The sequence below is a fragment of the Streptomyces sp. NPDC058401 genome (assembly GCF_042722885.1).
Taxonomy (GTDB): Bacteria; Actinomycetota; Actinomycetes; order Streptomycetales; family Streptomycetaceae; genus Streptomyces.
Genome location: NZ_JBHXKA010000031.1, coordinates 40,799 through 64,917 on the forward strand (window position 1 = coordinate 40,799; position 24,119 = coordinate 64,917).

General features: G+C 73.4%; 24 protein-coding genes. 16 read left to right on the forward strand and 8 right to left on the reverse strand.

Annotated elements, in window-relative coordinates:
• Positions 1-306, reverse strand: a complete 306-nt coding sequence (locus ACFWNV_RS14450; protein WP_243332378.1) for an urease subunit gamma — start codon at positions 304-306, stop codon at positions 1-3.
• A gap of 124 nt (positions 307-430) precedes the next feature.
• Positions 431-1,390 (reverse strand): urea transporter, encoded by a 960-nt coding sequence (locus tag ACFWNV_RS14455; RefSeq protein WP_383945699.1) that lies wholly within the window; start codon positions 1,388-1,390, stop codon positions 431-433.
• 347 nt (positions 1,391-1,737) lie between these two features.
• Here ACFWNV_RS14455 and ACFWNV_RS14460 point away from each other — a divergent pair, with 347 nt between their 5' ends.
• A complete protein-coding gene (locus ACFWNV_RS14460; RefSeq protein ID WP_383945703.1) occupies positions 1,738-2,685 on the forward strand; it encodes a tellurite resistance/C4-dicarboxylate transporter family protein in 948 nt (315 codons plus the stop codon).
• A 19-nt stretch (positions 2,686-2,704) separates the two neighbouring features.
• On the opposite strand, the gene ACFWNV_RS14465 is transcribed toward ACFWNV_RS14460, so the two are convergent.
• Positions 2,705-3,418: a YoaK family protein gene (locus ACFWNV_RS14465; RefSeq protein WP_383945706.1), complete on the reverse strand. Its 714-nt coding sequence runs from the start codon at positions 3,416-3,418 to the stop codon at positions 2,705-2,707.
• A gap of 214 nt (positions 3,419-3,632) precedes the next feature.
• On the opposite strand from ACFWNV_RS14465, the gene ACFWNV_RS14470 reads away from it, so the two are divergent.
• The 5 genes from ACFWNV_RS14470 to ACFWNV_RS14490 all read left to right on the forward strand — a co-directional run bounded on the left by ACFWNV_RS14470 (position 3,633) and on the right by ACFWNV_RS14490 (position 7,488).
• Positions 3,633-4,067: a VOC family protein gene (locus tag ACFWNV_RS14470; RefSeq protein ID WP_383945709.1), complete on the forward strand. Its 435-nt coding sequence runs from the start codon at positions 3,633-3,635 to the stop codon at positions 4,065-4,067.
• A gap of 42 nt (positions 4,068-4,109) precedes the next feature.
• Positions 4,110-4,814 (forward strand): epimerase, encoded by a 705-nt coding sequence (locus ACFWNV_RS14475; RefSeq protein ID WP_383945712.1) that lies wholly within the window; start codon positions 4,110-4,112, stop codon positions 4,812-4,814.
• Positions 4,815-4,886: 72 nt separating this feature from the next.
• Positions 4,887-6,098: an RNA ligase gene (locus ACFWNV_RS14480; RefSeq protein WP_383945715.1), complete on the forward strand. Its 1,212-nt coding sequence runs from the start codon at positions 4,887-4,889 to the stop codon at positions 6,096-6,098.
• Positions 6,099-6,102: 4 nt separating this feature from the next.
• Positions 6,103-7,080: an AAA family ATPase gene (locus ACFWNV_RS14485; RefSeq protein ID WP_383945717.1), complete on the forward strand. Its 978-nt coding sequence runs from the start codon at positions 6,103-6,105 to the stop codon at positions 7,078-7,080.
• A gap of 45 nt (positions 7,081-7,125) precedes the next feature.
• Positions 7,126-7,488: an NTP pyrophosphohydrolase gene (locus ACFWNV_RS14490; RefSeq protein ID WP_383945720.1), complete on the forward strand. Its 363-nt coding sequence runs from the start codon at positions 7,126-7,128 to the stop codon at positions 7,486-7,488.
• 32 nt (positions 7,489-7,520) lie between these two features.
• Here the strand turns inward: ACFWNV_RS14490 and ACFWNV_RS14495 are convergent, their stop codons facing one another.
• The gene (locus ACFWNV_RS14495; protein WP_383945723.1) at positions 7,521-8,021 is read right to left on the reverse strand and encodes a hypothetical protein; all 501 of its coding nucleotides are present in this window, start codon (positions 8,019-8,021) and stop codon (positions 7,521-7,523) included.
• Between the two features lie 237 nt (positions 8,022-8,258).
• On the opposite strand from ACFWNV_RS14495, the gene ACFWNV_RS14500 reads away from it, so the two are divergent.
• Positions 8,259-8,633, forward strand: a complete 375-nt coding sequence (locus ACFWNV_RS14500; RefSeq protein WP_383945726.1) for a YbjQ family protein — start codon at positions 8,259-8,261, stop codon at positions 8,631-8,633.
• Positions 8,634-8,795: 162 nt separating this feature from the next.
• Entirely contained in the window at positions 8,796-10,121 is a 1,326-nt protein-coding gene (locus tag ACFWNV_RS14505) for an MFS transporter (protein ID WP_383945729.1), read from the forward strand.
• Between the two features lie 29 nt (positions 10,122-10,150).
• On the opposite strand, the gene ACFWNV_RS14510 is transcribed toward ACFWNV_RS14505, so the two are convergent.
• Entirely contained in the window at positions 10,151-10,819 is a 669-nt protein-coding gene (locus tag ACFWNV_RS14510; protein ID WP_383945731.1) for a LysE family translocator, read from the reverse strand.
• A gap of 25 nt (positions 10,820-10,844) precedes the next feature.
• Between ACFWNV_RS14510 and ACFWNV_RS14515 the strand changes: the two genes are divergently transcribed.
• Together ACFWNV_RS14515 and ACFWNV_RS14520 are read left to right on the forward strand one after the other, a co-directional pair.
• Positions 10,845-11,369: a CGNR zinc finger domain-containing protein gene (locus ACFWNV_RS14515; protein ID WP_383945734.1), complete on the forward strand. Its 525-nt coding sequence runs from the start codon at positions 10,845-10,847 to the stop codon at positions 11,367-11,369.
• Positions 11,370-11,621: 252 nt separating this feature from the next.
• The gene (locus ACFWNV_RS14520) at positions 11,622-15,059 is read left to right on the forward strand and encodes an endo-alpha-N-acetylgalactosaminidase family protein (RefSeq protein ID WP_383945737.1); all 3,438 of its coding nucleotides are present in this window, start codon (positions 11,622-11,624) and stop codon (positions 15,057-15,059) included.
• Here ACFWNV_RS14520 and ACFWNV_RS14525 read toward each other — a convergent pair.
• Entirely contained in the window at positions 15,037-15,948 is a 912-nt protein-coding gene (locus ACFWNV_RS14525) for a helix-turn-helix domain-containing protein (protein ID WP_383945740.1), read from the reverse strand. The two genes, ACFWNV_RS14520 and ACFWNV_RS14525, sit on opposite strands and share 23 nt — an antisense overlap.
• A gap of 57 nt (positions 15,949-16,005) precedes the next feature.
• A complete protein-coding gene (locus ACFWNV_RS14530) occupies positions 16,006-16,923 on the reverse strand; it encodes a DMT family transporter (protein ID WP_383945744.1) in 918 nt (305 codons plus the stop codon).
• Between the two features lie 113 nt (positions 16,924-17,036).
• On the opposite strand from ACFWNV_RS14530, the gene ACFWNV_RS14535 reads away from it, so the two are divergent.
• From ACFWNV_RS14535 to ACFWNV_RS14555, 5 genes are all read left to right on the forward strand, one after another.
• The gene (locus ACFWNV_RS14535; protein WP_383945747.1) at positions 17,037-18,611 is read left to right on the forward strand and encodes a PLP-dependent aminotransferase family protein; all 1,575 of its coding nucleotides are present in this window, start codon (positions 17,037-17,039) and stop codon (positions 18,609-18,611) included.
• 134 nt (positions 18,612-18,745) lie between these two features.
• Positions 18,746-19,201, forward strand: a complete 456-nt coding sequence (locus ACFWNV_RS14540; RefSeq protein WP_383945750.1) for an LPXTG cell wall anchor domain-containing protein — start codon at positions 18,746-18,748, stop codon at positions 19,199-19,201.
• A gap of 8 nt (positions 19,202-19,209) precedes the next feature.
• Positions 19,210-19,875, forward strand: a complete 666-nt coding sequence (locus tag ACFWNV_RS14545) for an RNA polymerase sigma factor (RefSeq protein ID WP_383945753.1) — start codon at positions 19,210-19,212, stop codon at positions 19,873-19,875.
• A 214-nt stretch (positions 19,876-20,089) separates the two neighbouring features.
• Positions 20,090-21,640, forward strand: coding sequence for a helix-turn-helix domain-containing protein (locus ACFWNV_RS14550; RefSeq protein WP_383945756.1), 1,551 nt, complete (start codon positions 20,090-20,092; stop codon positions 21,638-21,640).
• 9 nt (positions 21,641-21,649) lie between these two features.
• Positions 21,650-22,186 carry a GNAT family N-acetyltransferase gene (locus ACFWNV_RS14555; RefSeq protein ID WP_383945759.1) on the forward strand — a complete coding sequence of 179 codons (537 nt, stop codon included), beginning with the start codon at positions 21,650-21,652 and terminating at the stop codon, positions 22,184-22,186.
• 15 nt (positions 22,187-22,201) lie between these two features.
• On the opposite strand, the gene ACFWNV_RS14560 is transcribed toward ACFWNV_RS14555, so the two are convergent.
• The gene (locus ACFWNV_RS14560) at positions 22,202-22,666 is read right to left on the reverse strand and encodes a MarR family winged helix-turn-helix transcriptional regulator (RefSeq protein ID WP_383945762.1); all 465 of its coding nucleotides are present in this window, start codon (positions 22,664-22,666) and stop codon (positions 22,202-22,204) included.
• Between the two features lie 192 nt (positions 22,667-22,858).
• Here ACFWNV_RS14560 and ACFWNV_RS14565 point away from each other — a divergent pair, with 192 nt between their 5' ends.
• Positions 22,859-24,085: an MFS transporter gene (locus ACFWNV_RS14565; RefSeq protein ID WP_383945765.1), complete on the forward strand. Its 1,227-nt coding sequence runs from the start codon at positions 22,859-22,861 to the stop codon at positions 24,083-24,085.
• Positions 24,086-24,119 lie beyond the last annotated feature (34 nt).

Below are 24,119 nucleotides of genomic sequence, written 5' to 3' on the forward strand. Positions count from 1 at the left end.
TCAGGCGCCGACGGGGTCGTGGCAGGAGACGAGCTTGGTGCCGTCCACGAAGGCGGCCTCGACCTGGAGCAGCGGAAGCATCTCCCGTACGCCCTTCATGACGTCGGCGGCGGAGACGATCTGCTTGCCGAGCTCCATGCACTCGGCGACGGTCCTGCCGTCGCGGGCCCCTTCGAGGATGCCCTCGCTGATCAGGGCGCAGGCCTCGCTGTAGTTGAGCTTGACGCCCCGGTCCCGGCGCTTGCGCGCCAGGTCGGCGACGACGTAGATCCAGAGCTTGTCCATCTCACGGGGGGCGAGATTCATCGGTCACTCACTTTCGGCTCTCAAGGTGGTTCAGGTGTTGCCGGTACTGCCGGTGCCGCCGCTCGTGCCCGGTGCCTCTGCTTCTGCTGTTGCCGGCGCTGCGGCGGCCTCGGCCGAGGGGGTTTCAGGTCCGTTGCAGTCGGGGGATCTGGGGGACGGCGGCGACGAAGACGACCGTGGTCAGGACGAACGGCCAGGTGAAGGTGTGGCCGCCGAACGGGGCGAAGAAGGCGGTCATCGCGGCCGTGAGCCCGGTCGCGGCCGCGGCGCCCAGGACGGCGAAGCCGAAGCTCCAGTGGGAGCGGACGAGGAAGACGCCGCACAGGGCCATCGCGACGAGCACGCTGCTGTAGCCCATGAGCCCCTGCGAGACGGCTTCGGACGGCGAACCCATTGCCCAGGCGACGAAGATGGCGGTGACGCTGCCGACACAGGCCATGACCCCGGCCACCCGGCTGGCCACGAAGATGCCGGCGAGGAAGATCAGGCCGACGTACCACTGCGGCATGAAGAAGATCTGGCCGACGTTGGCGAAGAAGGCGCGCCAGAGCTGACCCCAGTCCAGCTCGGTGGTTCCGGCGGCGGAAGCCGGCAGCGCCGCCAGATCGGGGCCGCTGTGCCACACCCGGGAGAAGCTGGGCGCCGCGATGGTCATGACGCTCGCGATGATGCAGAACGGCGCGGTGAACGTGGGGATGTTCCAGGTGCCCAGGACGGTGGCCAGCGCCGAGGTGACGACCACCACGGTGATGCTGCCGCCGATGGCGAGCAGCAGGGTGGACAGGTGGTCCCACCCGAGGAAGACGGCGAACCCGAGCGACACGAGGGTGCCGTTGAAACCGCGCAGACCGGCCGAGACGATCTCCCGGTCGATGCCGAACGCGTAGGCGGTGGCGGTGCCGACGACCGCGCCGAGGAGGCCGTAGAGGGCGTACTGCCAGCCGGCCGCGGCGAGGGCGGCGAGGAAGAAGATGCCCGTGATCGCGCTCGGCATGAAATCGACCTGGGCGACGCCACGCAGGACTTCCTGGATGAAGCTCGCGGGTTGAGCGGGAGCTTGGCGTGCGGCGGGCTCCGTTGCCACGGCCTGCATTTCCTTCTCCAATGCGCAAAAACAGGGCCCGTACAGGCCCTTGGATAGATGGTGCGGCGGGGGACGGGCGATCGGATCGAGCGGGAGACGCTCCGTAGCCAACTGAGTACCGACAGTAGCGGCAATTCAGGATAATCCCGTTTGGAATTGGGCGTGTCGGTGCAATAGGGAGGCGCTTCCTTCGCACCTGGAGCCTTATTGCGAGCGGATTGCAATAGGGTGCGCCGTTCGGATCGGCGGGCGTCCCCGTGGGCGCCGCCGCGCTCGCAAGGGTCATCGCCCCGGCGCCGATGGCGCGCCGCACGAAGGGCCGCGGTTCGATGGTGTCGGCTGGGCGCATGGGAATCTCCGTGCGCGCCCGCTGGTGGGCCGAGTTGCCGCCGTCCGCCGGCGCCGCCGTCATGGCGGCCGGGATCATCTCGGCCGGCCTGCACCTGATCGGCCGCGACGGGCTGTCGATCGCCGCGCTGGTCTTCGCCGCCGCGCTGTGGCTCGTACTCGCCGCGGACTTCACGGCCCGGCTCCTGGGCGACCGGCGCCGGTTCCGCGCCGAGGCCGACACCCCGGCGGCCCTCACCGCCGTGGCCGCCACGGCCGTGCTCGGCAACCGGCTCTCCCTCCTCGGCTGGCAGGCCGTGGCCCTCGGCCTGCTGGCGCTGGCCGCCGCGCTCTGGCCGGGACTGCTGGTCGCCGTACTGCGGCACTGGGGCTACCGGATGCCCGGCGCGGCGTTCCTCGTCTGCGTGGCCACCCAGGGGCTCGCCGTCCTCGCGACCACCCTGGCCGCCCCCACCGGCCAGGACTGGCTCGGCCGGGCCGCGCTGGCCGCCTTCTGCCTGGGAGTGCTGCTCTACGCCGAGGCGCTCGTGCGCTTCGACTTCCGCCAGGTGGTCTCGGGCGCGGGCGACCACTGGGTGGCCGGCGGGGCGCTCTCCATCACCGCCCTCGCCGCATCCGGGCTCACGGCGTCACCGCTGTGGACGGGCTGGGTGCACGCGGGGCTGCGCACCGTCACCCTGGCGGCCCTCGGCCTCTCCCTGGCCTGGTACGCCGTGCTCCTCGCCGCCGAGGCGCTCCGGCCGCGGCCCCGCTACGACATCCGGCGCTGGTCGAGCGTCTTCCCGCTCGGCATGACGGCGACCGCCTGCCTGGCGGCGGCCGCCCCGACCGGTGTGGAGTGGCTGCGGCCCCTCGGCACGGTGCTGCTCTGGGTGGCGGTCGCGGCGTGGGTACTGACCTTCGCGGCGCTCCTCGTGGAGCGCGGAGGGGCCCGCCCGGGGAGGTGAGCGGCGGCCGGGCCAGGACCTACGGCCGCCGCGCGGTGCCGTCCCACCGGGGGGAGAGGGCTACGCAGCCCAGCAGACCCACGGCCAAGATCAGGGCCCACACCGTACCGTGACGGAGTGTCAGTACGCCGCCGGCGAGGGCTCCGAGGAGCAGGGCCACGACCGTCACGAGGCGGCGGAGCGGACCCGGACCCCACGGATCGGCCGCCAGTCCGGTCAGCGCCCTGGTGACGACGGTGGTGGTGAGATCGGGGACGGCCAGCCGGTGCACGACGGCGTTCTGCAGGCCCATGCCGAGGGCGAGCAGGGCGATGACCCCCGGCGGTCCGGCGCCGAGCGCGGTCAGCGCGAGCGCCCCGCCCACCAGCACCGTCTGCACCGAGACGAGCGGCGCGAACATCCTGGCCGCCCCGGTGGTCCGCCGGAGCCGGCCGGCCGCGGCCGCCCCGGCGAGGAAGGAGCCGACGGCGAGCAGGGAGTCAGGTGCGGACAGGGACCGGTCCCCGGCGATCGCGAAGCCGAGGAAGACCACGTTGCCCGTCATGTTGGCCACGAACACGTGGCCGAGGCCCAGATAGCTGACCGCGTCGACCACACCGCTGACGAAGGTGAGGACGATCAGCAGCGGGGGCAGCACCCCGTGGGGAGTCTCGGCGCCCGGCGCCTCCGGAGGGAACAGCCGCACGGCCAGCGGGCGCAGGATCCCGCGCCGCCGGGGTGGGGTGGAGGTCATGGGGGTGCCTCTGGTCATCGCGTGGCCTGGTCCCCGGGAATGCTAGCGAGGGAGGATGCGTGCGGGGAGGAGCGACCCGCAGGGGTTCCGGTGGGCGTGTGGCGGCCCGCCGGGCCCTCGAACCGGCGGCCCCGGCAGGGAAGTTCCCCCCGGCCTCCGCCCCCGGCTGTGTTCCTGCCGCGGATCGCCGGAGGGCTACGGGTAGGGTCGCGCCATGGCTTACACGTTCCAGGTCACCGTGGACTCGACCGCACCGCACGCCCTCGCCGACTGGTGGGCCGAGGCCCTCGGATGGGAAGTCGAGCCCAGCGACGAGGAGTTCATCCGTGAGATGATCGCCGTCGGACGGGCGACCGAGGACGACACCACCACCCACCGGGGCGTCCTCGTCTGGAAGGCGGGCCAGGGGATCCGCCACCCCGAGGGCCTCGAAAGGGCGCCCCGCATCCTCTTCCAGTACGTGGGGGAGCCCAAGACGGTCAAGAACCGCGTCCACCTCGACGTCCGCACCGGCGAGGACGACCCGCGGGCACTCGTCGAGCGGCTCCTCGCCAAGGGGGCCGAGCACCTGCACGAAGGCAACCAGGGCCCCTCAGTCTGGACCACCCTCACCGACCCCGAGGGAAACGAGCTGTGCATCTCCCACTGACGGCGTCGGCCTGACGCAGGCCTCGCCGCCTAGGGTGGACCCGTGAACGTCATCCTCTTCGGCGCGACCGGCATGATCGGCCGGGGCGTGCTGCGCGAGTGCCTGCGCGACGACTCCGTCGACAGCGTCCTCGCCGTCGGCCGCAGCCCCCTCGCCGTCACCCACCCCAAGCTGCACGAGCTCGTCCGCGCCGATCCGACCGACCTGTCGGTGCCCGGACCGGACCTGGCCTCGTACGACGCCTGCTTCTTCTGCCTCGGAATCTCCTCCTTCCGCATGAAGGAGGAGGAGTACCGGCGGATCACCTACGATCTGACGCTCGCCGCCGCCCGCCCCCTCGCCGCCGCCAACCCGCGGCTGACCTTCGCCTACGTCTCCGGCGAGGGCACCGACAGCACCGAGAACGGCCGCACCATGTGGGCCCGGGTCAAGGGGAAGACCGAGAACGACCTGCTGAAGCTCCCCTTCGAGGCGTACATGTTCCGGCCGGGGATCGTGCAGCCCGACCGCGGCATCCCCTCCAAGACCCCGCTCTACCGCGCCGGTTACGCCGTCACCGCGCCGCTCTTCCCGGTCCTGAAGCGCTTCGCACCCGACCTGGTGACCACCACCCGGGCCCTCGGCCGCGCGATGATCGCCGTCGCCGCGGCCGGGCCCGGCGACGCCGGAACCCAGCGGATCCTGCGGCCCCGCGACATCAACCGGCTGGGCGGCGAAGGCCCGCACAGGGCGGAAGACCTGCGGTAACGGGCCGTTATTCGGTTTCGGCCAGGGCCTCCCGCACCCGAGAATGAGGCATCTCGAACCGGGAGGAACCCCATGAGCCAGGACCACCTGACTCTGCACGACCTGATGCCCGCACAGGCGCTGACCGAGGCCATCGACGCCGGATACGTGCTCCGCAAGGTGCACCCCGAGCTGCCGCTGTCCCTCTACACCTACAGCCGGACCGCCCAGTACGAGCAGGTCTGGAACCAGGTCACCACGCGCTGTCGCGGACTCGTCGCCGACGACGTCACCGGCGAGGTCGTCGCGCTGCCGCTGCCCAAGTTCTTCAACGTCGGCGAGCACGAGGCGGGCCGGCCGTACGCGCCCGCCCTGCCGGACGAGCCGTTCGAGGTGTACGACAAGGTCGACGGCAGTCTCGGGGTGCTCTTCCACTACGCGGGGAAGTGGCGGGCCGCGTCCAAGGGTTCCTTCACCAGCACCCAGGCCGTCTGGGCGCAGCGCCGCCTCGACGGACGGGACACCTCCGCGCTGGTCCCCGGCACCACCTACCTCGCGGAGATCCTGTACCCGCAGAACCGCATCGTCGTGGACTACGGGGACCGCCGCGACCTGGTCCTGCTCGCCGCGTACGGAGCGGACGGCGCCGAGGTGCCGCTCGCCGAGGCCTCCGGTCACTGGCAGGACATCGGCTCGGTGGTCACCGTGTGGCCCGCCATGCCGCTGGACGAGCTGCTCGCGCTGACCGGCTCCAGCACCCTGCCGGGCGGCGCCGCCGCGACCGGCACGGACGCGGAGGGCTTCGTCCTGCGCTTCGCCTCGGGCGTCCGGGCCAAGGCCAAGATCGCCGAGTACGTACGCCTCCACAAGGTGCTCACCGGGGTGACCGAGCGCGACATCTGGCGCGGCCACGGCATCCAGCGGTTCGCCGGCCTGCCCCTCAAGCAGCTCGCCCAGGGCCTGAACTGCACCGTCGCCGAGATCGAGGCCTCGGACGGAAAGCCGCTCGACGCACTGCTGGAACAGGTCCCGGACGAGTTCGACCACTGGGTCCGCTCGGTGATCGAACGCTTGGAGGCCGAGGCCGTGCTCCGCGAGCTCGCCATCGACGAGGCGTACGCCTCGCTGTCCCATCTGGCCGCGGACCGGGGCGCGTTCGCGCGCGCCGTCAAGGCGACGGTCCGCGACAGCGGGGTCCGCGGCGCGCTGTTCCAGCGCCTCGACGGCAGGACGACGGAGCTCGTCACCTGGCGGCAGGTGCGGCCCGAGGCGTCCGACCCCTTCACCCACGACGAGGAGAACTGAGCCCGTGTCCGAAGCACCCGAAACCGAGACCCCCGGGTCCCCGTCAGCGTCCCCGGCGGCTCCCGCGCTGCCGGTGGTCCACGTCATGACGGGTCTGCCGGCCTCCGGGAAGACCACCGCCGCGCGCGCCCTCCAGGCGGCGTCCGGCGGCCGGATGCGCCGCGTCAACCTCGACGACCTGCGGGCCATGCTCGACGTGCCGGACCCGGAGCGCGCACGCTCGTACAAGCACGAGCAGACCGTGCTGGACATCCAGGACGCGGCCGTCGACGCGGCCGTCGAGGGCGGTTTCGACGTGGTCGTCGACAACACCCACCTGACCTCCTACATCCCCAAGCGGCTGAAGGCGGCCGTCGCGGGACGGGCCACCTTCGTGGTGCACGATTTCACCGACGTGCCCGTGGAGGAGTGCCTGCGGCGCGACGCCGCGCGCGAGCGCCAGGTCGGCGAGGAGATCATCCGGATACTCGCGGACAAGCACGCGAAGGCGAAGCGGGGCGGCTGGCGGCTCACCGCGGACTGGCTCAACGACCAGCCGGACGTGTCCCCGTACGTCCCCGACCCGGCGCTGCCCCCGGCGGTCATGTGCGATATCGACGGCACGCTCGCGATGACCGGCGACCGCAATCCGTACGACTTCTCGCGCTGCGGCCTCGACACGCTGAACGCGCCGGTGCGCGACGCGCTCGACTCCTTCCGGCGGGCGGACGGCGACACGATCGTGCTGCTGTCCGGGCGGGGGGAGGAGCACCGGGAGCCGACCGAGGCCTGGCTGGCCGAGCACGAAGTCCCGTACGACGAGCTGTGGATGCGGGCCGCGGGCGACACCCGCCGCGACGACATCGTCAAGGCGGAGCTGTTCAACGCCCACGTGCGCGACCGGTACGCGGTCCGGGTCTCCCTGGACGACCGCGACCGGGTGGTGGCCATCTGGCGCCGGATGGGCCTGGCGACCTGGCAGGTCAACTACGGCGACTTCTAGAAGGGCGGGCACGGCGGCTGCCGGCCGGCTCGCCATACTGGGGAGATGGACGAGCCGAACGTACTGATCGTGGACGGTGCCAACGTCGTCGGGTCCGTGCCGGACGGCTGGTGGCGGGACCGGCGCGGGGCCGCCGAGCGGCTGCGCGACCGGCTGGCGCTGCGCGACGGGGGCGAGGAGATCGTCCTCGTCGTCGAAGGCGCCGCGCGGGGTGTCGCCTCGGTGCCCGGCGTACGGGTGGACGAGGCGCCGGGCAGCGGCGACGACCGGATCGTGGAGCTCGCGGCGGCCGCCTGCGCGGAGCACGGCGGATGCGTCGTGGTCACGGCGGACCGGGAACTGCGGGAACGGGTACGGGCGCACGGTGCGCGGTGCGTGGGACCGCGGACCGTACGCCCGGAAGCCTAGGAGCCGGCCGCCGTGTCACGGCGGCGGGGCGGCTAGGCGCGGCAGTACTTGACCTCGCCGAAGTTCTTGACGTAGCGGGCGGCGACCCAGTTGTCGTCGCGGTCCTTGGCGGCCGCGGACTTCGCCGACTTGGGCATCATCGCGCCCTTGCGGTCCTCGTCCAGGGGCTGACGCTCGTCGCGCTCCTTGAGCAGGTACCAGATGTTGTTCCCGTCGACGCGCTCGCCGCGCGTCTTGCACTCGATGACGACCTTCTCGTGCGGGTGCAGCCGGCCCACCTTCTGGGAGTGGGTGGTCGGGCGGCTGCGGACGGTCAGCGGGCCGCGGGAGATGACGACGCCGCGGGCGTGCTTGCGGTTGCCGTACTCGTCGTCCCGGCCGAAGCCGTCCTGGTCGTCCTCCGTGAGGGGGGTGGTCAGGACCTGGCCGCGCTGCGGGGAGTGATCGGCCGCGACGGCCGCGCCCGCACCGACCAGGCCGAGCACCAGGCTTCCGGCGGTGAGGGCGAGGATGGTCCTGGTGGGCTTCAGCATGAGCCGGCTCCTCCGAGAAAGCGTCTGCCCGGCCGCGTCGCGCGACCCGGGGCGGCAACCGGGCGGTTGCCAGGGACGACTATGGCGACGGAGGGCCGTGAGATCGTGCTGACGCACCGCGACGTCGCCCGATATGCCCAATATGCGGGGTGTGGCCCAGGCGTCACGGAGGGTGCCCCGCGGCCCGGCCCCCTCCTCCGGATGCGGGCACTGCGCGGCGCCGCCAGAGTGGATGGCATGGGTATCGAGGATTACGGCGGCGGCCCCGGCGCACAGCAGACCGGCGTCATGGTGGTGACGACGAACGACGTACCCGGCTACCGGGTCGAGCGGGTCATCGGCGAGGTCTTCGGCCTCACCGTCCGCTCCCGCCATCTGGGCAGCCAGATCGGCGCCGGGCTGAAATCGATGATCGGCGGCGAGCTGAAGGGCCTCACCAAAACCCTGGTGGAGACCCGCAACCAGGCCATGGAACGCCTCATCGAGCAGGCGAAGGCACGCGGCGGGAACGCCGTGCTGATGATGCGCTTCGACGTGACCGAGGCGGCCGACATCGGCACCGAGGTGTGCGCGTACGGGACGGCCGTCGTCCTGGTGCCGGCGAGCACCTAGGCCGGCCCAGGCCCGCCGGGGTCGCCGGGGCCCGCGGGAACGTTCCGCGGATCCGTGCTTGGTGATCACCGCGGCGGGGCTCTAATCTCCCGTGATGATCTGCCGAGAATCCATACGCGCGCTCGATCCCGCCGGGGCCGCCAGGGCTGCCGGGGTCGCGACGTGACCGTGCCCCTGGACCCGCGCACCGCGGGACGCCGCTACGTGACCGCCTGCGTCCTCTACTGGTTCCCCGTCGGCCTGGCCGTGAGCCCGCTGATCCTGCTCTTCACCGAGCGCGGCATGTCCCTCACCGCCGTCGCCGCGTTCTTCGTCGCGCACTCCGTCACCGCCGCCGCACTGGAACTGCCCACCGGCGGACTCTCCGACGTACTGGGCCGCCGCGCCGTGCTCGCCGCGGCGGGCCTGCTGAACCTGACGGCCTTCGCCCTCCAGGGCCTGGGCACCGCACCCTGGGTCCTCGCCCTCGGGATGGCCCTCATGGGCGCGGGGCGCGCCCTGTCCAGCGGGCCCGCCGAGGCCTGGTACGTCGACACCGTCCAGGCCCACTCCGGCCCCGACGCCGAACTGCGCACCGGACTGGCCCGCGGCGGTACCGCGGTGTCCGCCGCGCTCGCCGCGGGCACCCTGCTCGGGGGCGCGCTGCCCTGGCTGGCGGCCCGGGGCGATGCGGTCGCCGCCTGGCTGGGCCGGACGACCTCGGGACTGGTGCTCCCGCTCTCCCTGCCGCCCCTGCTCGGCGCCCTCGTGGCGACGGCCTTCGTGCTGTACGTCCTCACCGCGCTCCCGGAGCCGCCCCGCCCGCCGAGCACCCTGCGCTCGGTGCTCCACGGCATCCCGGCCACCGTCGCCGAGGGCCTACGGCTGGGCGGCCGTGACCCGCTGATCCGCCGGGTTCTCCTCAGCGCGGCCGCCGCGGGCGGCGCGCTCGCCGCCCTCGAACTGCTGACACCGGGCCGCGCCGCATCGTTCACCGGGGCGCCGGAATCGGGGGCGATGCTCTTCGCCCTCCTCGCCTGCGCCGGCTTCCTCTCCTCCGGGCTCGGGAACCACCTCGCCCCCCTGGCGGCCCGGCTCGCGGGCAGTGGCGAGCGCGCGGTCCTGCTCGGGCTGGGCGCCGGCGCGGGCGGACTGCTCCTGCTCGGCGCCACCGCCGCGGCGGCGGGCCCGTTCGCACTGGCCCTCGCGATCCTCGGCTACGGCCTGGTGTACCTCGGCCTCGGCGCGGCGGGACCGAGCCAGAACGAGCTCCTGCACCGCCGGGTGCCGAGCGCGGGCCGGGCCACGGCGCTGTCCGTGCAGTCCCTCGCCCTGCAACTGACCGGGGCGCTCTCGGGTCTGCTCGTCGGCGTGCTGCCGCGGGGCCCGCTGCCCTGGCTGGCGGGAGGGGCGATGCTCCTGGCGGGCGCCCTGCTGTGGCTCCGGCGCGCCGAGCCCGCAGCCTCGTACCCGGCCAGCCGGGAGGCGGGGGGAGCCGAGCCGGTCTAGGCACCCCGGAGGGGCGTGGCGGGCTCCCGTCAGACCCGGGCCCTGGCGGGCACCTCGCGGACGAGCAGCACCGCCACGGCGCCCAGCAGGGTGCCCGTGATGCGGCGTTGCGCGGCGGCCCAGCCCGGGCGTTCGCCGAGGAAGGCGGCGATGGCGCCGGCCGCGACGACGATCAGGGCGTTGACGGTCAGGCTCACCGCGATCTGGACCGACCCGAGGGTCAGGCCCTGCACGGTCGGATTCCCGCGTTGCGGGTCGATGAACTGCGGGATCAGCGTCAGGTACATGATCGCGGCCTTGGGGTTGAGCAGGTTCGTCACCAGCCCCATGCGGAAGAGCCGGGCCGGGCTGTCACGGGGAACGTCGCGGACCTCGAACATGCCTCGCCCGCCGGGGCGCAGGGCCTGCCAGGCGAGGTGCGCCAGGTAGAGGACCCCGGCGGCCTTGAAGCCGATGAACAGCCAGGGCACGGCGACGAACACGACCGCGAGGCCGAGATTGCCCATCAGCATGTAGACGACGAAGCCGACGCCCGTGCCGGCCAGGGAGACCAGCCCCGCCGTGCGCCCCTGGCCGATGCTGCGCGACACGAGGTAGATCATGTTGGGCCCGGGGGTCAGGACCATGACCAGCGCGGTGAGCGCCATCCCGAGGACGGATATGCCGGAGACGGGCGAGGAGAGCCAGGTGAGGGACATGACCCCAGCCTGATGTAATGCCCTTGTGCATCTCAACCCTTACGGCGAGTACGCCGTCCTCCTCGCCCGTTCCCTGGCCGACGACTGGCCCGCCGCCCGGGCCGGGATCGTCGAGCGGACCCGGGAGTTCGGCATGACGATGCCCTTCCCCGAGCGGCCCGACGACCACGCCCGCTGCCGGGCCGTGCTCGACGACTGGCTCCGGGTCGTCGACGCCCGCGACCCGGACGAGCGGGCGGCGATCCTCAACGAGCAGATGGCCTCCGCGACCGCGTACCCCCGCCTGACCGACCACAACGGCGAGGGCTGGCACCTGCATTACCGCGATGTCGACGACGACCTGGCACGCGTCCTGCACGCCGTGTTCAGCGTCGGCACGGCACTGCACCTGACGACCCGCGGCATGCACCGCCTCGGCCGGTGCCAGGCCCAGCCCTGTACGAACGTGGTCGTCGACACCTCGCGCAACGGCACCCAGCGGTACTGCTCACCGCGCTGCGGCAGCCGGGACGCCGTCCGCCGGCACCGCGCCCGTCAGCGCCCGCGCTGACGACCCGTACCCCCGCGCGCCGACGCCTCCGTACCCCCGCGCGCCGACGCCTCCGTACCCCCGCGCGCCGACGCCCCGTACCCCCGTCCGTGCGCCCACCCGACCCACCCGTCACATAAGTCCAGGACGGGGCGCTGCTTTGTCCATGGGCCTGCCGGGCCGTGGTCCGCAGGCTGTCAGGTCAGTGAGCGGACCGCAGGCCTCCACGGTGTGCGGTCTTCCGCCCAGGAAGCGCCGACTCCCGGAGGTCCGATGCGAACCCCCCTCTGGCCGGCCGCAGCCGCGGTGGCCGGTCTCGTGGCCACCTTGGTCGTGGCCGTGCCCGCCGCCCCCGCGGTGGCCGCCGGCCCCGTGACGATCGCCTCGCCCGAGCTGTCCGTCAGCGTGGACAGCGCCTTCCCCCGCGTCATCAGCTACACCCGCACCGCCACCGGGGACGTGCTGAACGGCAACGAGGACACGATCGGCGCGATCGTCGTCAACGGAACCACCTACACCCCCACCGTGACCGCCACCCCCTCCGCCTCCGGCGTGGACTACGCGCTGGCCTTCTCCGGAGTGACCATCAGGTCCCGGCTCTCGGTGACCGGTTCGGTGGTGGAGTTCAAGGTCACGGCGATCGAGGACACGGCCGCCCTGCGCGTACGCAGCTTCGCCATCCCCGACCACAACCTCGTCAGCGTCCGCAGCAGCCAGGCGGGCGCCGCGCTCTCCACCGCGAAGATGCACACCGCCACCACCGGCACCGGGGACACCTTCACCCCGATCACCGCGAGCACCCCGGTCGACGCCGCCGCGACGACCGTGATGTACGGGCTGGCCAACACCGGCAAACTGGCCGCGGCCATCGACTCCAACTCGTACTACGACGCCCCCTCCGGCGGCACCGCCAACGAGAACGGCCGGATCAGCAAGCAGGTCACCGACAAGGGCAGCTACCGCCGGGCCGGCCTGTGGAGCGGATCCTGGCTCTACCGGTCCACGGGCGCGGCCGACACCGACACCGAGCCGCTGCCCTACGTCCGGGTCGCGATCACGGCCGACCGCAACGCCGACTCCACCGTGGACTGGCAGGACGCGGCCGTCGCCTACCGCGACATCTGGACCGCCCCCACCGGCTGGCAGCAGACCGCCGACCGGGTCGTGCAGCGCATCCCCTTCAACTTCGCCTCCGCGGCCACCCACCCCTTCTCCGAGACCCTCGACGAGACCAAGCGGGTCAACCTCGCCACCGACGGCCTCGGCCAGTTCGTCCTGCTCAAGGGGTACGCCTCCGAGGGCCACGACTCGGCCCACATGGACTACAAGAACATCGGCTCCAAGCTCGGCGGCGCCACCGACCTGAACACGCTCACCACCGTCGGCCACACCTACAACGCCGACTTCGGCGTCCACATCAACGCCACCGAGGAGTACCCGGTCTCGGCCACCTTCGACCCGGCGCACCAGACCGGCGGCCTCGGCTGGGACTGGCTCGACCAGTCGTACTACGTGGACACGCGCAAGGACGGCCAGTCCGGCGGGCGCCTCAAGCGGCTCCAGGACCTCAAGGCGGCCGCCCCCGGCCTGGACTTCCTCTACGTGGACGTCTGGTACGGCGACGGCTACCTCTCCCGCAAGCTCGAACGCGAGATCGGCGGGCTCGGCTACCAGCTCGCCACCGAGTTCCCCGCCTCCATGACCGGACAGTCCCTCTGGCACCACTGGGCCACCGACGTCAACTACGGCGGCAGCGACCTCAAGGGCATCAACTCGAACATCGCCCGCTTCATCGCCAACCACACCAAGGACGACTGGATCGCCGCCAACCCGCTGCTCGGCGGCGCGGAGATCACCGCCTACGAGGGCTGGCAGGGCAAGCGGGACTACACCGCCTTCCTCACCACCACCTTCGGGACGAACCTGCCGACCAAGTACCTCCAGGAATCCCCGATCGTGAAGTGGACCGCCAGCGCGGTCACCCTCGCCAACGGCACCACCGTCACCACCTCCGGGAACACCCGCAAGATCACCACGGCCGGCCGGACCGTCCTCGACGGCTCCGCCTACCTGCTCCCGCGCGACGGCAAGCTCTACCACTGGAACGACAAGGCCGCCTCCACCACCTGGACCCTGCCGGCCGGCTGGTCCTCGCCCAAGCTCTACAAGCTCACCGACACCGGCCGCCAGCTGGTCGGCGACCTGGCCGTCACCGGCGGGCAGGTCACCATCAACGCCGCCGCGAAGACCGCCTACGTCGTCACCAACGGCGCCGCCGCCACCCAGGCCGACCCGAACTGGGGCGAGGGCGCCCCCGTCAAGGACCCCTCCTTCTACTCCGGCAACCTGAACGCCTGGACCGTCACCGGCTCCGGCGCCGCCGTCACCCGCAACGCCCAGGGGCAGAACGAGCTCACGATGGCCGCGAGCACCGCGCCCGCCGTCTCCCAGCAGCTCACCGGCCTCACCCCCGGCACCTACGCCGCCTCCGTCTGGGTCACCACCCCCGCCGGACGCGCCGCCACCCTCACCGTGACCCCGGCCGGAGGCACGGCCGCCTCCGTCTACGCCGACTCCTCCACGCTGACCAACAGCCTCGGCGGCAGCGAGAAGAACGGCACCAAGATGCAGCGCATGAAGGTGCTCTTCGACGTCCCCGCGGGGCAGTCGACGGCCACCCTCAAGCTGTCCGCGGCCTCCGGCTCCGGCACCGTCTACCTTGACGACGTACGGGTCGTCCGCTCGGCCCGCACCCCGCTCAACGGCCACTGGTTCACCGAGGACTTCGAGAACGTCGACGCGGGCTGGGGCCCCTTCGCCTTCGGCGGGGCCGGCGGCTCCGCCACCGACCCGCGCACCCACATCGCCCAGCGCAACGCCCCGTACACCCAGGCCGGCTGGAGCGGAAAACTGGTCGACGACGTGCTCAGCGGACAGAACTCGCTGAAATCACACGAGGAGCGGCAGGGCCTGGTCTACCGCACCCTCCCGCAGACCCTGCGGCTGACGCCCGGCCGCTCGTACAAGGTCACCTTCAGCTACGAGAACGGCTTCAGCGGCGACTACCAGTTCATCACCGGCTCCGGCAGCACCGAGACGGCCACCGCGCTGAACCAGGCCCGGACGGCCACCACCTTCACCAAGACCTTCACCGCGGGGACCGATGCCTGGATCGGCGTACGGAAGGTCACCGCCGAAGGCTCGCACAACGAGGCCGACTTCATCCTCGACGACCTCGCGGTCGACGACCTGGGCACCGGAAGCGGCGGCGAACTCCTCGTCCCGCAGACGCAGATGAGCGTCAAGGCCGTCGACAGCCAGGAGACCGCCGGGGAGAACGGGGCCGCGGCCAACGTGCTCGACGGGGACAGCGCCACCATCTGGCACACCCAGTGGTACCAGGCCACCGCGCCGATGCCGCACGAGATCACCCTCGACCTCGGCGCCTCGTACAACGTCTCCGCCCTGCACTACCTGCCCCGGCAGACGCAGAGCAACGGGCGCATCGCCGACTACCAGGTCCTCACGTCCACGGACGGGGTCACCTGGGGCACGGCGGCCGCGTCCGGAACCTTCGCCAACACCACCGCGCAGCAGGACGTCGCCTTCACGGCGCGCACCGCGCGCTACGTCAAGCTCAAGGCCACGAAGGAGGTTGCGGGCAACCCGTGGACGGCGGTCGCGGAACTCAACATCGGCTACCTGCCGTGACGGGGGAGAGGAGCCACCGTGCCGACGGCTGCGACATCGACGGCTGCGACACCGACTGCTGTGGCACCGACTGCTGTTGGCGGAACCGGCCGGGCGCCACGCCCACCCGGCGGCTGAACAGCCGGCTGAAGTAGGCCGCGTCCTCGTAACCGACCCGCCGGGCGACCCCGGCGACCGGCAGGTCGGTCCGGGCCAGCAGCTCCTTCGCCCGGCTCAGGCGAATACCGAGGAGGTACTCCTTGACCCCCTCCCCGGTACTGCCGCGCACCGCCCCGCGCAGTTCGGGCAGGCTCATCCCGAGCCGGGCGGCGTGCTCGGCCACCGAGATCGGCAGCAGCGCGTCCCGGGCCAGGGTGTCCATCACGGTGTCCCCCTGCCGCGACACCCCGGCCCGGGCGTAGCGCAGCGCGACGAGCAGCCCGTGCACGGCCGCGGCGGCCTCCACCTCCAGCAGGGGGCCGCCGAGCCGGGCCGCCCGTACGATCCCGTCGACCACGTGCCGCACCCCGGCCGTGCCGCTGAGCGGAACCAGCGGCCGGTCGGGGGTGACGTAGCCGAGGTCGGTGTACGCCTCCACGCTGTGGCCGGCGAAATCCACGAAGCACTCCTCCCAGCCGGTCTGCGGATCGGGGCCGTAATGGTGCTCCACCCCGGGCACGAGCCACAGCAGCGCCGGGGCCGTCACCGGCTGCGGGGCCCGCCCACCGTGGCTGAACCAGCCCCGGCCGGCGCAGACCACCACCGCGACGTGGTGGTCGAGCACGCGCGGGCCGACCACCGGAAGCCCGCCCTGCTGCACCCCCACACCGAGGCACACCAGACCGAGCCGGCGGTGGTTGGCGGTCGGGGAGAAGTACCGCATCCAACTGCTGTACGGAGGCGTTGCCATCTGCGGATTGTGATCCACAAGGCGGGGCGTGCTCAAGGGGCCGCGGACTCCTGGGCGTTACGCGGCATTCGCGCGGGCGGGGTCTGGTGCGACCGGCGCGGCTGACGCGACCGGCGCGACCGGCGCCCGCTCCGGCCGGAGCCCCGCCGCCAGCCCGGCGACCACCACGGCCAGGCCCAGCCACACCGCCGGCCCCGGGAGCCCGCCGCCGGTGACGGCTCCCGCGCCCGCCGCCGCGAGCGGGGCAACCCCGGTCAGCAGCCCGGCCCGGCCGGAGCCCACCGCGGCCACCGTGCGGTACCAGAGGAGGAAGGCCACCGCCGTCACCATCACGGCGAGGTAGCCGGCCGCGGCCCACTGGCGCGGGCTCACGGTCCCGAGGTCCGCGGGCCCCTCGACGCACACCGTCAGCACCACCAGCATCACCGCGCCCATCCACACCGCGTGCAGCGACACCCCCCACGCCCCGTGGCGCTTCAGCACCGGCACCGCGAGCAGGGTGAAACCGGCCTCGCAGCCCAGCGCGAGCGCGGCCCAGCCGATCCCGGCCGCGTCCGTGCGGCCGGTTCCCTCCACGAGCACCGCCCCGGCGACGACCACCGGCGCGGCCAGCAGCACCCGGCGGCTGGGCGTGCGGCCCTCCATCAGCGGGCCGACCACCCCGAACAGGACGGGTACGCAGGCCACGGCGACGGCGATCACGGCCGGCTCGGCATGCGCGACGCCCCGTACGACGGCCACGTTGAACAGCACCAGCCCGGTCGCGGCGACCCCGGCCAGCCACAGCCACTCCCGGCCGCGCGGGGCGGTGATCCGCACCCGGGCGAGGCGGGCAAGGCCGAAGAGGAGCAGCGCGGCCATCGTGTAGCGGACGGCCTGCACCCCGAAGAGCGGGGCGTCCACGAGGGAGCGGGAGACGGTGACGCTGCTGCCGACGAGCACCATGCCGGCGATGCCGGGGGCGAGGTCGCGCAACTGCCGGGGTGAAGGCGGCGAAGGCGGCGAAGGCTGTGCAGGCGGTGACGGGTGCGAAGCATGTGAAGGCGCTGAGGTGCTCATACCGTTGAGCCTGGCGCCACAATGGACCCATGGACAGGTCCAATGAGAGCGCCACCGAGGGGTCCGTAACAGCAAGTGTCGAAGCAGGGGGGTCCGAAGCAGCGGGTTCCCAAGCAGCGGGGTCGGACTTCCTCCAGCTGGACATCGGCCGGGCCCCGGCCGGCGGGCGCACCGACTGGCTCGCCGACCGGCTCCGTGCGGCCATCGCGGACGGCACGCTCGCTGTCGGCAGCCGCCTCCCGGCCAGCCGCGTCCTCGCCGCCGAGCTGCGGGTCTCCCGGGGGCTGGTCACCGAGGCGTACCAGCGGCTGGCGGAGACCGGGCAGGTGGCCGGCCGCGGCCGCGCGGGGACGGTCGTGGTGGCCGCGCCGGTGACCGGAGGGCAGCCCCCGCCCGGGTCCGCGCGCTCCGCGCTCCCGGATCCGGCCGACCCGTTCGGCACGAGGGAATGGGGCGCCCTCGTCGACGCGCTGCGCGCTGCCCCGGGCCGGATCGACCTCTCGCCCGGGGCGCCGGACCTGGCCGCTTTCCCGCGCACGGCCTGGCTCCAGGCGGAACGCCGGGTCCTCGCCGAGCTGACCCCCGCCGACTTCGGCTACGGGAACCCGCAGGGCACCCCCGCGCTGCGCGAGGCGATCACCGGCTGGCTCGCCCTGAACCGCGGGATCCGCGTGGACCCCGGCGAGGTGGTCGTGGTGGCGGGCGTGGCGCAGGCGCTCGGACTGCTGGCACAGGTGCTGCGCGCGGAAGGCGTACGGCACGTGGCGGTCGAGGACCCCGGCTCGCTCGGGACGCGCCGGCAACTGGAACACGGGGGCATGCGCATCCTGCCCGTACCGGTGGACGCGGGCGGCATCGACACCGCCGCCCTGGCGGCCGGACCGGCCCGGGCGGTGGTGCTGACACCGGCCCACCAGTTCCCGACCGGGGTCGTCCTCGACGGAGAACGCCGCCGCGAGCTCCTCGCCTGGGCGGCGGCCGGGGGAGTCGTCATCGAGGACGACTACGACGCCGAGCACCGCTACGACCGCGCCCCCGTCCCCGCCCTGCGGGCCCTGCTCCCGGAGGCCGTCTGCTACACCGGAAGCGTCTCCAAACTCCTCGCCCCCGCCCTGCGACTGGGCTGGCTGCTGGTCCCGCCGCACCGGCTGGACGCCGTGATCGAGGCCAAGCGCTACGCCGACCTCGGCAATCCCGTCCTGGCCCAGCTGGTGCTGGCCCGGCTGATGGCCTCGGGGGAGCTGGAGCGCCACCTGCGCTTCGTCCGCCGGCGCCACCGGGCCCGCCGGGACGCGATGCTCCGCGCGATCGCCGCCGAACTGCCCGGCGCCCGGGTGCACGGGGCGGCGGCCGGGCTGCACCTGATGGTCACCTTCGAGGGGGACACCGCCGGGCCCGGCGGCATCGACGACACGGTGCTGGCCGCCGCGGCCCTGGACCTCGGGGTCAAGGCGCACCCGCTGTCCTGGCACCGGATGACCCCGGGGGCTCCGGGCCTGGTCCTCGGCTACGCGGCGGGCGCGGTGGGGGAGATCGAGGAGGGGGTGGCCGTCATCGGCACGGCCCTGCGGCGGCTGCGGGAGGCGGGACGGCACAGGGGCTGAGCGGAGTCCGGGTGGAGGGTGCCGGGGTTCCCGAAAAGTTTTTCGGGAACTGCGGCAACCTCCCGGGCACTCGCGCGTCGTGCGGGGGTGAAGGGCGTGATCCCGCGCCCCGAAGCCGACCGTGGAGATCCACCGTGAAGAACCTGAAGCGCGCCCCGCTGTCCGTCCGCAGGGCGGCGGCCCTCGCCGTCGCCACCGCCGGCGCGGCCCTCGCGCTGGCCGGGCCGGCCTCCGCCGCAGCAGGGGCGTCGTCCGCTTCGCCGACACCCGTGCCCTCGGCGAGCGTGCCTCGGAGCGCGAAGCCGACCGCAGTGCCGAGCGTGTCTCCGAGCCCCAGCCGTCCGGCGACCGCCGTGCCGAGCGTGTCCCCGAGCCCGAGCCGTCCGGCGACCGCCGTCCCGAGCGTGTCCCCGAGCCCCAGCCGGGCGCCGAGCACCGCTCCCAGCGCCGCCCCGGCCTCGCCCGGTGAGCCCGAGCTCGCGCATACTGGCTCCTCCGCCACCACGGTCGCACTCGGCGCCGGGGCCGCCGTGCTGATCACCGCCGGGGCCGCGACCCTGTACACCGTGCGGCGCCGCGCCAACGGCTGAGGACCCCCGTGCTCCACCTCGCACTCTCCGCGGGCCCCGTCGCATCCGGCTTCGACCGGCCGCGGCGGGGCTTGTGGTCGTTCCTGCTGCGCCGCGAGCGCTCTTCCGCCGCGCAGGCCCCGCCCGCGCCCGCGGAGCCGTACCGGCACGGGTACACGTACGGCCACCCCTCCGAGGCGGGCGGCCCGCCGCCCACCGTGACCGAGCTCTACCACGCCCACCGGCTGCCGATGATCCGGCTGGCGGTGCTGCTCGTGGACGATCTGGGCACCGCCGAGGACGTGGTGCAGGACGCCTTCACCGCGCTCTACCGGCGCCACGGGGAGCGGATCACGGAGGTGGACAACGCGCTGGGCTACCTGCGCACCGCCGTCGTCAACACGGCCCGCTCCGTGCTGCGCCGCCGCCGCACCGCCCGCGCCTGGATCCCGCAGGCACCCGCCGACGTGCCCTCCGCCGAGGCGTCCGTGGTCCTCGGCGAGGCACACCGCGAGGTCCTCGCCGCGCTGGGCCGGCTGACACCGAGGCGGCGGCAGGTCCTGGTGCTCCGCTACTGGGCCGATCTCAGCGAGGCGGAGATCGCCGAGACGCTGGGGATCAGCCGGGGAGCCGTCAAATCGAACGCGAGCCGTGGGCTGGACGCGCTGGAACGGACTCTGGAGGGTCGGATATGACGCGTGGACAGGAGCCGCCCACGGGGCCGGGCCGGCAGCCGCCGGACGGGTCCGGGCCCTCCGGGCCGTACGGGGCGCACGTACCCTCCGGGGCGCCGGCCGAGCGGCCGGTGGAGCACCGGCTGCGCCGGGCCCTGGACGCCCGCGCGGCCGGGATCACCGTGCGCGACCTGCGCCCGGCCCAGCCGCCGGGGCCGGCGGTGCGGCGCCTGCCGTGGGCCTGGCCGCGCGGTTTCGCGCTGCCCCTGGCGGGGCTGGCGGCGGCTGCCGCGGCGCTGGTGGGGTACGCCGTACTGGCCCCGGACGCTCCGGTCCGCCCGGGCCCGGTGCCCGTACCGCCGGCGGTTCCGCCGTCGTCCTCGCCCACGGGCCCGTCCCCGACCCCGACACCGTCCCCGTCCCCGTCGGTGTCCCCCTCTCCGACTCCTTCGCGGCTCTCGCCTTCGGCCGCGCCCTCGTCCTCGTACGGGCCCACCGCGACCCCGTCACGGTCGCCGGTGCCCGGTACGAGTACGCCACGGCCCGGTTCCAGCCCCTCGACTTCGTCGCGCCCGTCGTCGTCCGCACCGCCGCCCTCGGCCTCGTCCCGGCCGCCCACGGCTTCGCCAGGCCGTTCCTGAGGGGGCGGGCGCTGAGGGCGCGGGACGCGAGGCGGGAACGGCCGCTCCGGCTGGGCGAGTTGCCCGTCCGGAGCGGCGCGCGGGCGATAACCATGCGCCGCCGCAGCTCACTTGGCCGCATCCTTGGATCCTGCGAAGCATGCGAACGGGGGCGCGGGATGTGGTCAGCGGTGTCGTCGGGCGGGGTCCCGGCGGGGGAGCGGTTCGACTGGTACGCCGACATCATCTCGCGCGAGGTAATGCCGGCCGCCCTCAGCAGCGAACGGCCCGCCGATTTCCAGGGCGAGGCCGCCGTGGTGGACCTGGGGCCCCTGCGCGCGTCCAAGTTCACGCTGTCGCCCCTGCGTTCGCGCCGCACCCCCGCGCTGATCCGGCGCGGTGATCCCGAGCAGTACCAACTGGCCCTGCTGCGCAAGGGCGTCACGTCGATGTCCCAGCACCGCAACGAGTGCACGGTCGGGGCCGGGGACCTCATGCTGTGGGACACCTCGCTCCCCTCCGACAACGCGATGCACGCGGACGGCGGCCAGGTGCGGGCGACGATCCTGATGCTCCCCCGGGACGCCCTGCCGCTGCGTCCCGAACGGCTGGAACGGCTGCTGGCCCGCCGCATACCCGGCGACCGGGGGATCGCGGCGATCCTGGCCTCCTTCATGCGCGCCCTGGAGGACCACGCCGCCGAATGCGAGCCGGAGGAACTGGCCCGGCTCGGCGCGGTAGCCGTCGACCTCGCCACGGCCTGCCTCGCCCAGCACCTGGACGCCGAGGACCGGATCCCCTCCGAAGCCCGGGCGGAAGTCCTCCTGCGCCGGGTCCATGCCTTCATCGAACACCACCTCGGCGACCCGGAGCTGGGGCCGCCCGTCATCGCGGCCCGTCACAACATCTCGGTGCGCGCGCTCCACCAGCTCTTCCGGGGCCAGGGGGAGAGCGTCCAGGCCCGGATCCGCCGTCGCCGTCTGGAACAGTGCCGCACCGACCTGGGCCGGCCCGAACTCGCCGCCCACCGGGTGCAGTCCATCGCCGCCCGCTGGGGCTTCAGCGGTCCCGTGGTCTTCAGCCGGTCGTTCCGCGAGGCGTACGGGCTCACGCCCACGGAGTACCGCGCACTGGGCTCCCGGGGTCCGCACCGGGTCACGGCCTAAACTCGCCCCATGGACGACACCACACACGACATACGGATCCGGCCGGGCGGCCCGGCGGACGTACCGGCCGTTCTGGCCATGCTCGACGGGGCCGTGGCCTGGATGAACGCCCGCGGCAACACCGAGCAGTGGGGCACGGTCCCCTACTCGCAGATCCCCGGCGGGGTGGAGCGGGTCCAGGGGTACGCGGCCGACAACTCCCCGTACCTCGCGGAGTTGGACGGGGTACCCGTCGGAGCCCTGGTGCTGGACACCGGGCCGAGCCCGAAGATGCCGATGATCGCACCGGCCGGGGAACCCGAGCTGTACGTCCGGCTCCTGGTCACCGACCGGCGGTACGCGGGCCGGGGCATCGGCGCCGCACTGCTGGCCCGGGCCGTCGAGGAGACCGGGCGGGCCGGCGTGGAGCTGCTGCGGGTCGACTGCTGGGCGGGCGGCGGCGGTGAGCTGGTCGCCTACTACGAGCGCAACGGCTTCACCCGCACCGACAGCTTCCTCTCCGGCACCTGGCCGGGTCAGGTGCTCGCCCGGCGGGTGTCGGCCTGATCTATGGGATACCCCCTAAGCCGTGGCCCCCGCCGGGGTGTTCTTCACGGCGGCCACCAGCAGGGCGAGTTCCGGATTGAGCGCCGCCTCGTCCAGCGCCTCGCGCAGAGCGGCGTCGTTGGTGGGGCGGGCCTCGGCCAGGAGCGCCAGGCCGGCCGGGCTGACGTCGGTGTAGATGCCCCGGCGGTCGGTGTCGCACAGGTAGCGGCTCAGCAGCCCGCGGTCCTCCAGCCGGCTGACCAGCCGGGTCGTCGCGCTCTGGCTGAGTACGACCGAGTCCGCGACCTGGTGCATGCGCAGGTGGCCGCCGGGACCGCTGTGCTGGCGGCTGAGGACGTCGAGCAGGGAGTACTCGCGCACGCTCAGGTCGTGTCCCGCCTGGAGCGCGCGCTCGATGTGCGTCTCGATCCGCCCGTGCAGGAGGGAGAGGGCGCACCAGCCCTGGGAGAGGGCGGTGAGTGCGCTGTCCGTGGCCGTCATGGGCTTCCTCCTCGAAGGCGTGTGACTCCAGGATAGGGCACGTCTGCAATTGCCCGCGCTTGCAAATATCCCGCGTCTGCAATTAATGTGGACGCAGGCAACCCGCTGTGGCAATCGCCGGGACCGCCGCCCTCCCCCCTTCCCTCCGCCTTCTCCCCGTGGAGCCCCTGTGGCTCCTGAAGGGCACCCCTCATGCCTCTCGCACTCCTCGCACTCGCCATCGGCGCCTTCGGGATCGGCACCACCGAATTCGTGATCATGGGCCTGCTCCCCGAGGTCGCCGGCACATACGGAGTCTCGATCCCCACCGCCGGCTTCCTGGTCACGGGCTACGCCCTCGGCGTGGTCCTCGGCGCCCCGCTGATGACCGTCCTCGGCACCCGCATCCCGCGCAAGCGCATGCTGATGCTCCTCATGGGCCTGTTCATCGTCGGCAACGTGGTCTCCGCACTGGCCCCCGTCTTCGGCGTCATGCTCGCCGGGCGGGTGGTGGCCTCCCTCGCCCACGGCGCCTTCTTCGGCATCGGCGCGGTCGTCGCCGCCGAGCTCGTCGCCCCCGAGAAGAAGGCCGGAGCCATCGCCATGATGTTCACCGGCCTCACCGTCGCGAACCTCGTCGGCGTCCCGCTCGGCACCCTCGTCGGCCAGCACCTCGGGTGGCGCGTCACCTTCCTGATCGTCGCCTCGCTCGGCCTGCTCGGGCTGTTCGGCATCGCGCGGCTCGTCCCCGACCTGCCCCGCCCCGAAGGGGTACGGATCCGCCACGAGCTGGCCGCGTTCCGCAACGTCCAGGTGCTGCTGGCCATGGGGATGACCGTCCTCGGCTTCGGCGGGGTCTTCGCCGCCATCACCTACATCACCCCGATGATGACCAACGTCGCCGGCTTCGCCGATACCTCCGTCACCTGGCTGCTCGTCCTCCTCGGCCTCGGCATGGTCGCGGGCAACCTCGTCGGCGGCCGCTTCGCCGACCGCGCGCTGATGCCGATGCTCTACACCTCGCTGGGCGCGCTCGCCGCGGTGCTGGCCCTGTTCACCCTCACGGCCCACAACCGGGCGGGCGCCGCCGTCACGATCTTCCTCATCGGCGCCCTCGGCTTCGCCACCGTGCCGCCGCTGCAGAAGCGGGTCCTCGACCAGGCCGCCGGCGCCCCCACCCTGGCCTCCGCCGTCAACATCGGCGCCTTCAACCTCGGCAACGCCCTCGCCGCCTGGCTCGGCGGGCTCGTCATCGCCGCCGGACTCGGCTGGACCGCCCCGAACTGGGTCGGCGCGGCGCTGGCCGCCTCCGCGCTCGCCCTCGCCCTGGTGTCCGGAGCGCTGGAACGGCGTACGGGGACCCGCGCGGGCGGCGAAGCCGGCGGCCGGGTCATCGCGGCCGGCGCCCCCACGGCCGCCGCCGTCCCCGCCCACCACTGATCCGCCACCCCTCGTACCGGCCCTCGAACCGCCC